The sequence below is a fragment of the [Bacillus] enclensis genome, from assembly GCF_001456935.1.
In the GTDB taxonomy this organism is placed as follows: Bacteria; Bacillota; Bacilli; order Bacillales; family Bacillaceae_B; genus Rossellomorea; species Rossellomorea enclensis.
The window spans coordinates 956461-971652 of the sequence record NZ_KQ758482.1; the positions used below are offsets into that span (position 1 = coordinate 956461).

Here is a 15192-nt window from a genome sequence, read left to right on the forward strand (position 1 = left end):
TTGTCCCTTTATTTTCAATTAAAATTGACTAAAAAGGTGTGAATTAAGACTTCTTATACAGTTGAAGCAGTTCTTCGATGGCTTTGGATGTGGTCAGGTCACCGCTTTTGATTTTTTCTTCCATTCGCGGGACTGCCGGTTTGATTTTTTCGTCCAGGAAGAAATCTGACAGGATCCGGTCTTTTAACATGGTGTAAAACCATTCTTTCTTTTGGCGCATCCTTCTTTCCTGAAAACTGCCGGTTTCTTTGGTTGTCTTATCGAATTCATTTATGACATCCCATAACTCTTTCAAACCGCTTTTTTCAAGGGCTGAGCATGTATACGCCCTTGAGTTCCATCCTTTTGTAGCCGGCACTAGAAAGTGAAGGATCTGGTTCAGTTCACGTCTCGTCTTTTCAGCGAGCTGCTTATTTTTCCCGTCCGCTTTATTGACGACCATGGCATCTGCGAGTTCCATGATGCCTTTTTTCATCCCCTGAAGCTCATCTCCCGCGCCGGTGATGGCGAGTAAGAGGAAGAAGTCGACCATCTGTCTGACCATCACTTCACTCTGCCCGACTCCGACGGTCTCGATGATCATGATGTCATATCCTGCAGCTTCACACAAAAGCAATGTTTCATTCGTTTTCCGGTGAACCCCGCCGAGCGTGCCCGCTGTCGGGGACGGCCTGACGAACGCCTTTGGATTTTTGGAAAGCTGCTCCATCCTTGTTTTATCCCCGAGGATGCTTCCCCCTGATAAGGAGGAGCTTGGATCGATTGCAAGAACCGCAACAGAGTGCCCCTGATTGCACAGCATTTCTCCAAACGCTTCGATGAAGGTGCTTTTCCCTGCCCCGGGGACTCCCGTAATCCCGATCCTGAGGCTGTTCCCGGTATGGGGCATCAATTCCCCCAGAAGTTCCTGGCCCCATTCATAGTGATGGGGGGCGTTGCTCTCTATGAGTGTGATGGCTTTTGCCAAGGAACTGCGATTTCCATTCAGGACCCCTTCTTTCAATGCTGGAATTGAAATGGAATCTTGTTTTCTCTTAACAAATTTCCTTTTTTTCTCCGGCTTCCGGGAATCCATTATTCGGTCACTTCCTCATAACCGAGGACTTCATAGATTTCCTTTATCACCTTCTGTGCTGCCACCGGTATGATTGTACCAGGTCCGAACACGGCAGATGCCCCGTTATTCAGCAGGAACTCATAATCCTTGGCAGGAATGACGCCGCCTACGACAATCAATATGTCTTCCCTGCCGAGTTTCCGAAGCTCTGCTGCAAGCTGCGGCAGGAGGGTTTTATGCCCGGCAGCAAGGGAACTGAACCCAATGACATGCACATCGTTCTCGACTGCCTGCAGTGCCGTTTCCTCCGGCGTTTGAAACAGCGGTCCGATATCGACGTCAAATCCAAGATCGGCGAATGCCGTACTGATCACCTTCGCACCCCTGTCGTGCCCGTCCTGGCCCATCTTCGCAATCAAGATACGTGGTCTCCTTCCTTCGTTCTCAAGGAATTCCTCGGTCATTTCCTGCACCACTGCAATTTCATTTTCATTCGAGAAATTTGAACTGTACACGCCGCTTATGCTCCTTATCGTCGCTTTATGCCTGCCTGATACTTTTTCGACTGCACCGGATATTTCACCGAGGGTTGCTCTGGCCCGTGCTGCGTCAACTGCCTTTTCTAGAAGATTCCCTCCCCCTGTCTGCGCTGCGTTCGTCAAGGCGTCCAGTGCTTTCAGGACTTCATCTTCATTTCTCTCATCTTTTAATTTTTGGATTCTCTCGATCTGCTTTTGTCTGACGGCAGTATTGTCAATATCGAGTGTTTCAATTTCATCTTCTTTATCCAGACGGTACTTATTGACGCCGATGATCGATTCTTTACCTGAGTCGATCATTGCCTGCCTTCTTGCAGCCGCTTCTTCGATCCTCATCTTTGGCAGACCTGTTTCGATCGCTTTCGTCATCCCGCCGAGCTCTTCTATTTCTTCAATATGCTCCCATGCCTTCTCCATGAGCTGCTGGGTAAGGGATTCGACATAGTGGGAACCGGCCCACGGGTCGATGACTTTTGTGATCAAGGTTTCTTCCTGCAGATAAAGCTGGGTGTTACGTGCGATCCGTGCTGAAAAGTCAGTCGGCAGGGCGATGGCCTCATCTAGTGCGTTCGTGTGAAGCGACTGGGTATGGCCCATCGCTGCTGCATGCGCCTCAATCAGGGTCCGGGTCACATTGTTGAAAGGATCCTGTTCCGTCAGGCTCCACCCTGATGTTTGGGAGTGGGTCCTGAGCGCCATTGATTTTACATTCTCAGGGTCAAATGATTTCATCATCTTGGCCCAGATCCTTCTCGCGGCACGCATTTTTGCCACTTCCATGAAATAATTCATCCCGATTGCCCAAAAGAATGACAGCCTCGGTGCGAAAGAATCGATGTCGATCCCCGCCTTTAAACCGGTCCTGACGTATTCAAGCCCGTCTGCAAGGGTATAGGCAAGTTCGATATCGGCAGGTGCCCCCGCTTCCTGCATATGATATCCCGAGATGCTGATGCTGTTGAATTTAGGCATGTTCCTGGAGGTATACTCAAAGATATCCGCTATGATTTTCATGGAAGTCTCCGGCGGGTATATATACGTATTCCTCACCATGTATTCTTTTAAGATATCATTTTGAATGGTTCCTGAGAGCTTCTCCTGCGGCACACCCTGTTCTTCTGCCGTGACGATATAAAAAGCAAGGATCGGCAGCACGGCGCCGTTCATCGTCATGGATACCGACATTTGGTCAAGCGGGATCCCATCGAAAAGTATTTTCATATCGAGGATGGAATCGATTGCCACCCCTGCTTTTCCGACATCCCCCACCACCCTTGGGTGATCTGAATCATAGCCCCGGTGTGTCGCAAGGTCGAAGGCCACCGAAAGGCCCTTTTGCCCCATGCTTAAGTTTCTCCGGTAAAACGCATTACTTTCTTCTGCAGTTGAAAAACCTGCATATTGACGCACGGTCCACGGCCTGTTCACATACATCGTCGGATACGGCCCGCGGGTGAACGGGGCAATACCAGGCAGATCTTCACGATGGGACATAGTCTTGGTATCTTCCTCTGTATAGAGCGACTTGATCGTTATATTTTCATTTGTTTCATAGGTGCTGCCTGGAGCAGGAAAATCTCCCGCAGCAGCCCTTGGGGAATACGGGTCCATTCCCTGCCAGTCGGGTTTAATCATTTCTTTTCCTCCTCCCAGATGGTCAGTAGATCATTCAATTTCTCCAGCATATTCTGGTTCCGGTGGATACAGCCGTTCAACCCAAGCTGAGTCCAGGCCGCCATCTTCTCTTCGTTCAATTTACCTGCAGCATCGACTTTTATTTGTGAATGGTAATTGCCGGCTGTCTCCACGATCAATGGGAGCCATGAATCATATTCTTCATCCCTGCCGCAAACAACATAATATGGATAATTGGTTTCTTCCATGAAGGCGAGGACATCCTCTTTCGTAAAACAAGGACGGCTCAGGTGGGAATGGATGCCCCCTGTGGACAAGAAACCACTGACAAAATCTGCGCGCGGCTTGTGACTCTTCAGTTCACCCAGTCCAATGATTCCGGCGACCGGTTTTTCCCCTGCCCTTCCGATTTCTTCCGCCCTTCTCCTGAGCTTTTCAAACGGCAGGGAAAGCCTGTAGTCATCTGACGGTTCCACGCCGGTAAGCAAATCTTCGGGATTTGCATAAATGTTGGTGCCAATCATGGATTGTGAACGCGTGGATAAATCAGCAAGCCTCTTTTCCAGCACCTTGTTCACGCTCTCCTGGATATCACCTTTCTTCAGTAAATCGGCCATTCCGCCTTCCAAATCGATCCGCAGGAATTCCGACCAGGCTTTTCTTCCGACCTCTTCGGTCAGCCATTCCACATAATAGGACCCCCCGGCTGGATCGATCACTTTATTTAAATGAGCTTCTTCCCCAAGGATCAGCTGTATGTTGCGTGCAGCCCTTTCAGAAAGCGGGGTTGTCTCACCCGATAAGCTGTCAAAAGGATGTACAACCAGAAAATCGACGCCGGAAAGAACGGCAGAAAATGCCTCTCCGCCCGTCCGGAGCAGGTTCACATGGCGATCAAGGGCTGATTTATTGAACTGTGATGTCTCAACGCTGATACTGATGAAGCGTTCACACAATTCTTTATCAATGCCATAAGAAGTAAGAATGTCCTTCCATACCTTTTTAAACGCTCTTATCTTGGAAAGTTCCATGAAGAAGTGACTTCCTGCCGAGAAATGAACATGTATCTTTCCAGCAATCTCTTCAGGGGACCATCCCTTTTCTTGAAATATATTAAAATATAAGACTCCCGTACTAAATGCATAAGCAAGCTCCTGTACGGCATTCGCTCCCTGATTGTGATAGGGTGTCGTATTGATGACGATTGTTTTGATGTGCGGGAGGCTGGATGACACAGCGACAGTCTTTTCTGTCCATTCATCAAGCGGGCAATCTCCCTGCCTGAATCCAATTTCAGAAATTGGATCATATCCGATCACTCCGTGGGAACCTTTCAGCGATTCATCGCTATCCGCCAAGGAAGACAGTCTGTCAGCCAGATCGGCATTATTCTTCTCAATGTTGAATAAAGGCAGATTTTCTCCAGCAGTCCCGAGGATAAAGTTGTCAAACCCTTCATCCATTTGCATATCTTCCACTGAAAAAGACAAGCAGTTTTGTCCTCTTGAAATTGCCGCTTGCAGGGCATGAGATAATTCACCCCACGTTCCCCTTTTTATCACTTGTGCGATTTTCCACTCTTGAATGGAGGAAATCTTTTTATTCACCCCCGGTATATATGACTCCACCCGGTCGTTTGCGGGAAGATCTTCCTGGGTAAACAACGGCTTAAGTTCAATCCCTTCATACGTTTCGGTATGTAATGATTCTACGCTCCTCCCTTTCAAGGCTTTTTCAGCCGCTTCCTGCCATGCTTGAAGATTGGGAGGATCGAATGATTGATTCTTCATCTCACTAAGCTTCATATGTACCCCTCTTTCATTTCGTTTTTGAAATCGTTTTCAAAATTATACTCAGCTGCCCCTTTGATTCTTTTTGCTGCCGGATTTGATAAAATTCAAAATTTTTATTCAATACTATTTCAGTATATAAAAAAAATCCCTTTTCTTCAATTCTTCATTGATATCAGAAAAAAGAAGAGCCGGCATGCCGGCTCTTCCCCCTTCTTGATTTTTTATTTTTTGGCGTTGATGTAAAGCTTTCCTTCAGCACGTTTAGTGGTTACATTTCCATAGTCGTCAGAGATCTTGACTTCAACCACGGCCCCAGGTGCTTTCACATTGGACGTTGCCGTGTAGTAGCCTACATAATGTCCTTCAGAAGTTTCCATCATCGGAAGTTCAGTTGCGTTCGTCAACTGTCCTCCTGCATTCGTCAGCGGCATGTGGATGGCGAAAGTTGCATCCAATCCAGGTTCGCTGTCAAATTCGATTTTTACCGATTCTCCATTTTTCAATTCTTTATCTTCAGCCGGAAGAAGATTATCGATTTCAATGTCTCCGAACTTGGCAAAGACCGTTACCGATTTCTTCTTTTTGTTGCCTGCTTTATCTTTTGCCACAACTTGAATGATATTTTCTCCTTGATCCAGTAGAAGCCTGTGGCTGAATTCGCCGTCTTTCACAGTAGCTTTTTCACCATTTACTTTCACCCATGCAAGGTGATCTTCGTTAATGGTTCCTTTTACCGTGATGGCCTCGCGATTTGTTTTCAGTCCTTCTTCAGGAGAAGTGATGGCGAGTTCCGGCTTCACCTGATCGAGCGTGATCGTAACAGGTTCGGAAGCCCCCGTCATACCCTGCTCTGTTGCAGCTTTTGCCGTAATGACATTCTCCCCGTCATCCAAGGTAACATTTGCAGAGAATGTACCGTCTTCAGCCGTTTCAGCTTGAGCCACTTCATCGTCCCCATTGTATAGATGGACGGTAGTGGTAGGTGCTGAAGTACCTTCAACGGTGACCGATTCGTCTTTCGTATATGAACCGTCTTTAGGTGAAGTGATGACTGGTGCAGTCACTTCGTAATTCACTGTTGCACGGATCATATAGTTTCCTTCATCTTCTGGAGAAGGCGACCATGCTCCGCCGACCAGCTGCCAGCTGCGCGCAGCGTATTCACCGTCTTCATCTGTACCTAATCCAGGTGCGTTAGGGTTAGGGGCAGATTGGATGTAGACCATATAGAAATCTCCATCGACCATGATTCCGTGTTCACTAAGATCGACGTGCGTCCATTCGCCATTTCTTAAAGCAGTTGCATCAAATGGACCTGCGAGCTTCTTACCAGGTGCCCCGTCAGTTCCGGAAGCGTCGTAGATTGCCACTTGGAAATCAGTTCCGCCCGGTACCGGCCATTCTGTATCCCAGAATCGGAATAGACCTCCGGTTACCATTGCTGAATCGTTTCCTTCTTCTAGTGACATCTTAACGGCCCACCCATTACCTGCATCATAGAAGGCACGTGCATTTTCAGCTGTTCCATCATCGTAACCGATTTCACCAGGGTAGCCGATGAATGGCTCAAGGGAAACGTCCGCTTCAGCAGCTTCTCCGCCTTCAATGGTCACACTCACCTCTTGGCTGTAGTAGTAAGGTGCAACGATTTTGAGCGTATATTCACCTTCATAAGCTTCGAGTTCGTATTCACCGTCTGCATTTGTTTCAACCGGAGTTACCACGGCATCTTCCATCAAGAAGACTGTCGCACCTTCGACAGGTTCGCCTGTCGTTTGGTTGGTCACAACACCCGAAACAGTTCCGCGCGGGATTTCTTCCAGCGTAAAGTTCGCTGTTGAAGTTTCATCGGCTTCCACTGTGACACTTTGTGTCTGTGATCTGTACCCGTAAGTTGAAGCCTGTAGTGTAAATTCTCCTGCAGCATGGGTCATTTGATAAGATCCATCTGCCGGATTCGTATAAGCAGAACGTCCAGTTTCAAGCACAGTAACCTCTGCTTGCAGCGGTAATAATACCGGAGCAGGAGAGTTGCCTTCCACAGGGGCTTCTTTCTTGGCAGGCTCAGCCATTTCAATCTTATTAGGATTCACACTAGGTTTCTTTGAAACCGAAGCCGAGCTGTCACTCTTAGACTTTAAACCTAACTTTGCTTTGCCTGCAGGCATAATGGATTCTGCACTCAATTTCACATCATCCAGATACCATCCTTGTTTCACGACGCTTCCATCCGTCGTCACATTGAATGCCACATAAACACGCTGGCCGGCATATTCACTTAAGTCAACCTCGCCGTCGACCCAGCCGTCCGTCACATTATTTACACGCAGAGCCTGAGTCCAGTTCTCTCCGTCTGTTGAGACAAATACGTGACCGTAATCGTAGTTTCTTTCAAGTTCATGCCACTGCTTGAACTGAAGGAAGCTGTTCCCTTCCGGCAGGTCGATCGGAGGCATCTGCAGGGACATATTCGCGCGATTATCATAATTTCCATCAAGATTCGTTGCATATACTTTTTCACCGGATACTGCGCTGCCAGGTCCTGTAGTCGGAACGCCCCACTCCCAGCTGTTTGCTTCTCCATATGAAGTCCAGCCGGCAGGAGTTGTTTCAAAGTCCTGCTCATATCCAACTGTGATACCCGGTAATAAAGCTACTGTATACGTATCACTGTCGGCTTCATTTCCGCCGTAGTCAGCAGCAGTCCACTTATAATTCACTTCATCACCGGTCAGATCCGCACCCGGAATGACTGCTTCGTAAGTTCCGGAAGTATAATCGCCGGATGTTCTTGAAGCATCAACTGTAACCCACTCACCATCAGCTTTCTGATAGCTAAGGGATACATTTGTGACACTGATATTATCATTTACATCCGCTTGCAGAGGCAGATCCATACCTTTGAATGCCTCCGCCGGAGCATCGTGGGAGATTTCAGGAGCTTCCGAGTCATCTCCTTCTTTCGATACATTCCCTTCAATCTTACCTATTCCGCTCATGACTGATGAGACTGCATCAAATGCATTCACAAGCCCATGGCCATAACCGTTATTCGGGGATTCAGGGAATGTGCCGTCAGTCAACGGTACTGCTGTAGACGTCAGGATCTCTTCGATATCATCGACTGTCAAATCAGAATTAACCTGCTTTAACAGTGCGGCTACAGCCGATACGTGCGGCCCAGCCATTGATGTACCGTTCCAGCCGCCTTCATAACCGCTGCCAGGGACAGATGAACGGATGTTCACGCCCGGTGCTGAAATTTCGGGCTTCACTTCGTCATATGGAGAAGGTCCCTGTAAAGAGAAGCTCGCAAGGCGATTGCTGCTGTCAGTCGCACCAGTAGCAAACGACTCAGGATAGTTTGCCGGTGTCGCTACCGAACCTGGTCCACCCGGGTTGAATAAAGTCGTGTTTCCTGCTGAGAATTCAGGGAAGATTTCCGCTGCTCTCCATGCAGCAACCATTTCGCGGTACCATTCATCTAAGCCAGGTCCGCCTCCCCAAGAGTTATTGACTACATCCGGAGCCATTTCAGGATGCGGATTCCCTTCTGCATCAGTAGGGGCGAGAATCCATTCACCTGCCTCCAATAAGTCAACATCTGTTCCTCCATTGGCAGTGAATGCCTTAACCGCAATCCACTTCGCTCCAGGAGCAACACCGATCTGATTATTTCCATCTGGTTCAGAACCCACCATGGTACCAGTTACATGTGTACCATGTCCTTGATCATCATAAGGTGTGCCCTGGCCTGCTGTTGCATCGAACCAGTTGAACTCATTATCCGGGGTATCAGGATTTTGAGGATCAAACCCTCTGTATTTTTCCTTCAATGCCGGGTGATTCCATTGAACACCGGTATCGATGGATGCGACTACCGTACCGGCACCGTCGATTCCCATATCCCATACGGCCGGTGCACCGATCTGCTCGAGGTTCCACTCGATTGACGCCGGCTTATTGTCCGCTTTTTCAGCCTTTTTCACATCCAGGGTGGCTGCAGAGCCATCTGCTTTTACCGGCTGGATGAGCTGGCGGGTTTCATTCGGAAGAATTTTCGCTACCTCAGGATATTGAGCGATTTTTTCCATGACTTCTTTTGTACTTGTGACTGCCATACCGTTGACTACGTAGAAATCCTTCACGTTTTTGACGGCACCGCTCTTTTTCTCTTTGTTTAAGTATTTTTTTACTTCTGCTTGAGTTTCAAGGGCAGTGGAACGCAGCTCTGAAACAACCATATTACGCTTCAGCAGCTTTTTATTATTAGCTGTAAGCTTTTGTTTCTCGGCTTTTTCAGCCGCTTTTTTTGCTACGCCCTTAGTGTCTACCTGCTCCTTGAACTTCACTAAGTATGTGACGTGCTTATCTTTCTTGAATTGATCTTGGAGCTTTGATGTGATTTTCGATTGCGGATTTACTTTTGCAGTATCATTCACCGACGTAGAAGCCTTTCCTTTTGCTACAGTCGGCATCGAAGTACTTGCTGCGTTAGAGTTGAATGGAAACATTAGTGGAATGAACATTACTAGGGTCAATACGATTGAGAACCACTTTCTCTTACTTCTTCCCCTCATTTAATTCCCTCCCGGATTATATTGATGTTTCCTTCAAAAATCCACCTCCTCATATAGAATCACCTGGTAAAATGTAGGTGTTACACCAAAGATAACCAAGGTTAATTGTAAAATGTTGTAACTTTTTGTCATTATTAATCTGAATTTTCGGAAAATGAACGAATGGTCTGATTCCTCTTTTTTCCTGAAAGGATGAAAGACTCATATATTCCATAACTTCAGGCATATTCTTTTATTTCAGGTAGAAAAACAGGGGTCATTGGGAGGGGTTTGGGTAAAATGAAAATTTCGATTTTTAAAAATAAGGAATAGGGGTCATAGCGGTTTTATGCTCGGCTTCCCTACCCTGATAAAGCACTACGAAAAAATGTAATTCTTCAGAAGGATTATTCTTCCAGGAATATTAAGGGAGATTGTCCCGTGTTTTCATTTTATCAAGTACCATAAATAGGAAAATAAGCTGATTTAAGGTAATAGAAAAAAGGACTAACCGCTCAGGTCAGTCCTTTTTCCATGCCGGTCTGCCTTGTAAAAAAGCAGTATCCCGAATATTAATATACAGACGTGTTTTCCTTAGAAGTATTCTCCAGAATCTCTTTGATCCGCTGGAGGAATCTTCCGCAAACAAGGCCGTCAAGTACCCGGTGATCGAGTGACATACAAAGATTCACCATATCACGGACTGCAATCATGCCATTATTCATGACGACAGGACGTTTGACAATCGATTCGACCTGCAGGATGGCGGCCTGAGGATAGTTGATAATACCCATTGATTGGACAGAGCCGAAAGACCCGGTATTATTCACAGTAAAGGTGCCGCCCTGCATATCTTCGGACTTCAGCTTGCCGCTCCGAACTTTTCCGGCAAGGTCCGTGATTTCACGTGCAATGCCTTTGATCGTTTTTTCATCTGCATTTTTGATGACCGGAACAAATAGCGCATCGTCCGTTGCTACAGCGATCGAGATATTGACATCTTTCTTCTGGATGATTTTATCCCCTGCCCACATTGAATTGATTTGCGGGAACTCTTTAAGTGCCTGGGACACAGCTTTTACGAAGAAAGCGAAGAATGTTAAGTTAAAGCCTTCGCGCTGTTTGAATTCAGTTTTGAGTGAGTTCCTGTATTCCACTAGGTTTGTCACGTCCACTTCCATCATCGTCCAGGCGTGTGGAGCTTCATGCTTGCTTCTTACCATATTGGAAGCGATGGCTTTACGGACACCTGTAACAGGTATTTCAATATCTCCCGGCATGACCGGTACATTCGGTGCAGGTGCTGCCTGCTTCGCAGCCGCTGCAGGCTGAGCTTGTTCTTTTACAGGAGCTTGCTGTGGTGCCTGTGCTTCCGCTTGTTGTGTTTCAGATGCTTCGCCGGCTTTAGGGATATTTCCGGATTCAATGATTTTCTTGAGATCTTTTCTGGTGATGCGGCCGCCGCTTCCGGTGCCCTCCACCTGATTCAAGTCGATATCGTGTTCCTGGGAAAGCTTCAATACGGCCGGAGAATATCTCGCCTTATTTCCGGCTTCTTTCTTCGGCGTTTTGTTTTGGGCAGATGCCGGAGATGATTTCTCACCTGCAGTCTCCTTCTTTTCCTCTTTCGGAGCGTCTTCCGAAGGCGCAGAGCCGGCTCCTTCCACTTCGATCGAGCAGATGATCTCCCCGACTTCCAATGTATCTCCTTCATCAGCAATCAATTCTTTTATCGTACCTGTAAAGGATGATGGCACTTCGGCATTTACTTTATCCGTCTGCACTTCTGCAATCGGGTCATATTTATTGACAGTATCGCCGGGAGATACGAGCCATTTACTGATTGTACCTTCTGTAACACTTTCCCCCAGCTGCGGCATCTTCATTTTTTCTATACCCATGAGGAACCCTCCTAACGTTTTGCTTTCAGTATGTTTGTTGGATTAAAATTCTGCGAGCTCTCGCATTGCTTTTTCTACTTTGTCCGGGTTGATCATAAAGTATTTTTCCATTGTAGGAGCATATGGCATTGCAGGTATATCAGGTCCGGCAAGCCGCTTGATCGGTGCGTCAAGTTCGAACAGGCAGTTTTCTGCAATAATGGCTGATACTTCACCCATGATGCTTCCTTCTTTGTTATCTTCGGTTACAAGCAGTACTTTACCGGTTTTAGAAGCAGCTTCGATGATGGCTTCCTTATCCAGTGGATAGATCGTTCTTAAATCCAGGATATGAGCTTCGATTCCATCCTGGGCAAGCTTTTCTGCAGCCTGGAGTGCGAAGTGGACGGATAGTCCGTATGTGATGACAGTGAGGTCTTCACCTTCCCGTTTCACATCCGCTTTCCCGATTGGAAGCGTATAGTCATCTTCAGGAACCTCGCCTTTGATTAAGCGGTAGGCACGTTTATGCTCAAAGAAAAGAACTGGATCCTCATCACGGATCGCCGCTTTCAACAATCCTTTTACATCATAAGGAGTCGAAGGCATCACGATTTTAAGTCCAGGCTGATTGGCAAATACTGCTTCAACGGATTGCGAGTGGTATAAAGCTCCATGTACTCCGCCCCCGTAAGGTGCACGGATGACCATCGGACAGCTCCAGTCATTATTCGAGCGGTAACGGATTCGGGCCGCTTCGGAGATGATCTGGTTTACGGCCGGCATGATGAAATCCGCAAACTGCATTTCGGCAATCGGTCTCATACCGTACATCGCAGCACCGATCCCGACACCTGCAATGGCTGACTCTGCAAGTGGAGTATCAATTACGCGCTCTTCGCCGAATTGGTCATACAGCCCGTGAGTCGCTTTGAATACACCGCCTTTTTTCCCAACATCCTCACCTAGTACGAATACTTTTTCATCCCGTTCCATTTCTTCTCTAATCGCCATAGTTACGGCATCAATGTATGAAATTACTGGCATAGTCTATTCCCCCTTACTTCTCTTCTGCGTATACAAACTTCATTGCCGATTCAGGGTCGGCATATGGAGCGTTTTCTGCATAATCTGTTGCTTCGTTCACTTGCTTCATCACGCGGTCATTGATTTCTTTTTCAAGAGCATCATCCATTACGCCGGTCTCTTTCAGATAAGCACCGAATGTAATGATCGGGTCGTTCGTTTTTGCTTTTGCCACTTCATCCGGAGAACGATAGCTTCGATCATCATCGTCTGAAGAGTGAGGAGTCAAACGGTAAGAAACCGTTTCGATCAGAGTAGGGCCTTCTCCGCGGCGGCCTCGGTCTGCTGCTTCTTTAACTGCCTTGTATACTTCCAGAGGATCATTTCCATCAACCGTGTATCCTGGCATTCCATACCCGATAGCACGATCTGATACATTTTCACATGCCAATTGCTTTTCAATTGGAACAGAGATTGCGTATTTATTGTTTTCACACATAAAGATAACCGGAAGCTTATGTACCCCTGCGAAGTTAGCACCTTCATGGAAGTCACCCTGGTTTGAAGAACCTTCACCGAACGTTACGAAAGTGACAAGGTCTTTCTTTTCCATTTTCCCTGCAAGTGCAATTCCTACTGCGTGCGGGACCTGAGTCGTAACAGGTGAAGACCCGGTTACGATATTATTTTTCTTTTGACCGAAGTGACCAGGCATCTGGCGTCCGCCTGAGTTTGGATCTTCAGCTTTGGCAAATCCAGAAAGCATCAATTCCTGAGCCGTCATGCCGAATGTCAGCACAACACCCATATCACGGTAGTATGGAAGGACATAATCCTTTTCTTTATCCAATGCGAAGGCTGCCCCGATTTGCGCAGCTTCCTGCCCCTGACATGAGATGACGAATGGGATTTTCCCGGAACGGTTCAATAACCACATACGCTCATCAATTTTTCTAGCAAGTAGCATCGTTTCATACATTTCTAATACTTTTTCATTAGAGAGACCTAATTCTTCATGACGATTCTCTGCCATATCATTTTACCTCCTGCGGGTTAAAGTCTTTATGAGAGGGAAATGAAATCCCCCTCTTTGTTTTAGGCTCTTTTCGCATACTTTTCTGCTTTACACATAAGAAAATACCTGAACTTGGGTATTTTCGGGTTTTCTGCCCGTCTCTTATATAAGCTTGATTTCGAAAGAGCACGTCCACAATCTATAAACAGGCTGGCAGCCTATTTACGAAAAGCAACAACATTTTTGGAAACATCCTTATTTTAAGAATGGATCGCTTTTCCGTCCACTGCCAATGCGGCTTCCCCTATCGCTTCTGATAGAGAAGGATGCGGGTGGATGGTATGTCCGATTTCCCATGGGGTTGCGTCAAGAACTCTTGCAAGTCCAGCTTCGGAAATCATGTCTGTCACATGAGGACCGATCATATGGACACCAAGGATATCATCTGTATCCTTATCGGCAATGATCTTCACAAAACCATCAGATTCACCATAAACAAGAGCCTTCCCGATTGCCCTGAAGCTGAATTTCCCAACCTTCAGCTCGAAGCCTTTTTCCTTGGCCTCTTGTTCAGTCATGCCGACGCTCGCAATTTCCGGATTGCTGTAAATGCATTTTGAAATCAATGAGTAGTCAATCGGCTGCGGTTTCTCATTGGCCAGGTGCTCAACAGCTGTGATGCCCTCGTGAGAAGCAACATGAGCCAGCTGCAGACCGCCGATGACGTCACCGATTGCGTAGATGTGTGATTCTTTCGTTTGGAAGAAATCATTTACTTCAACAAAGCCTTTTTCTATTTTGATGTCGGTGTTTTCCAGGCCTATTCCCTCTACATTTGCCTGCCTGCCGACAGAGACAAGGATTTTTTCAGCAGTGAATGACTTCTCTTCGCCCTTATGTTCAGCATTGATCGTTACATTTCCGTCACCTTTTTGCAGGGATTCCGGGAGTACTTTTGCACCTGTTACGATTTTCACGCCTTTTTTCTTCATTAATCGCTGCATTTCCTTTGAAATTTCATGATCTTCAGTCGGTACGATTTTGTTAGCGTACTCGACTACCGTCACTTGAACGTCAAAGTCGGATAACATGGAAGCCCACTCGATACCGATCACACCGCCGCCGACGATGATGATTGATTTCGGCAGCTGTTCAAGTGACAGCGCTTCATCTGAAGATAATACATATTCACCGTCGATCTCCAGCCCCGGCAGGGAACGAGGACGCGAACCTGTTGCTACGATTACATTTTTCGGGATCAGCATCTCATTCTCTTCGCCATTGTTCATCTCAACCGAAATCGTACCTGGCATAGGAGAAAAAATAGATGGGCCAAGAATGCGTCCGATTCCCTCGAACACATCGATTTTTCCTTGTTTCATCAGGTGCTGAACACCTTTATGAAGCTGTTCGACGATGCCATCCTTACGGGATTGGACTTTCTCGAAATCAAGTTCCACACCGTTGATTTTCACACCGAAGCTGTCACTGTGTTTCGCAGTGGCATAAACTTCCGCACTGCGTAAAAGTGCTTTACTCGGAATGCATCCTCTATGGAGACAAGTCCCCCCAAGTTTACCTTTTTCAACGATAGCTGTCTTCAATCCTAATTGTGATGCGCGGATAGCGGCGACATAACCGCCCGTACCCCCGCCCAGAATGACTAAATCATATTCTTGTGCCAAAGC

At 46.9% G+C, this 15192-nt stretch carries 8 protein-coding genes; all 8 read right to left on the bottom strand.

The window, feature by feature from the left end; genetic code table 11:
* Positions 1 to 43 precede the first annotated feature (43 nt).
* Positions 44 to 1075: a methylmalonyl Co-A mutase-associated GTPase MeaB gene (gene meaB, locus AS034_RS04810; RefSeq protein WP_082641624.1), complete on the bottom strand. Its 1032-nt coding sequence runs from the start codon at positions 1073 to 1075 to the stop codon at positions 44 to 46.
* Positions 1075 to 3207 carry a methylmalonyl-CoA mutase gene (gene scpA / locus AS034_RS04815; RefSeq protein ID WP_058298090.1) on the bottom strand — a complete coding sequence of 711 codons (2133 nt, stop codon included), beginning with the start codon at positions 3205 to 3207 and terminating at the stop codon, positions 1075 to 1077. Before scpA ends, meaB begins: the two co-directional genes overlap by 1 nt.
* 20 nt (positions 3208 to 3227) lie before the next feature.
* Complete coding sequence (locus AS034_RS04820) at positions 3228 to 5036, bottom strand: methylmalonyl-CoA mutase family protein (RefSeq protein WP_058297701.1); 1809 nt, start codon at positions 5034 to 5036, stop codon at positions 3228 to 3230.
* A gap of 209 nt (positions 5037 to 5245) precedes the next feature.
* Positions 5246 to 9604 carry a S8 family peptidase gene (locus tag AS034_RS04830; RefSeq protein ID WP_058297703.1) on the bottom strand — a complete coding sequence of 1453 codons (4359 nt, stop codon included), beginning with the start codon at positions 9602 to 9604 and terminating at the stop codon, positions 5246 to 5248.
* Between the two features lie 551 nt (positions 9605 to 10155).
* Complete coding sequence (locus tag AS034_RS04835; RefSeq protein ID WP_058297704.1) at positions 10156 to 11484, bottom strand: dihydrolipoamide acetyltransferase family protein; 1329 nt, start codon at positions 11482 to 11484, stop codon at positions 10156 to 10158.
* 42 nt (positions 11485 to 11526) lie between these two features.
* A complete protein-coding gene (locus AS034_RS04840; RefSeq protein WP_032087775.1) occupies positions 11527 to 12510 on the bottom strand; it encodes an alpha-ketoacid dehydrogenase subunit beta in 984 nt (327 codons plus the stop codon).
* 13 nt (positions 12511 to 12523) lie between these two features.
* Positions 12524 to 13522 carry a thiamine pyrophosphate-dependent dehydrogenase E1 component subunit alpha gene (locus AS034_RS04845; RefSeq protein WP_058297705.1) on the bottom strand — a complete coding sequence of 333 codons (999 nt, stop codon included), beginning with the start codon at positions 13520 to 13522 and terminating at the stop codon, positions 12524 to 12526.
* Positions 13523 to 13764: 242 nt separating this feature from the next.
* Positions 13765 to 15189, bottom strand: a complete 1425-nt coding sequence (gene lpdA, locus AS034_RS04850) for a dihydrolipoyl dehydrogenase (RefSeq protein ID WP_058297706.1) — start codon at positions 15187 to 15189, stop codon at positions 13765 to 13767.
* Positions 15190 to 15192 lie beyond the last annotated feature (3 nt).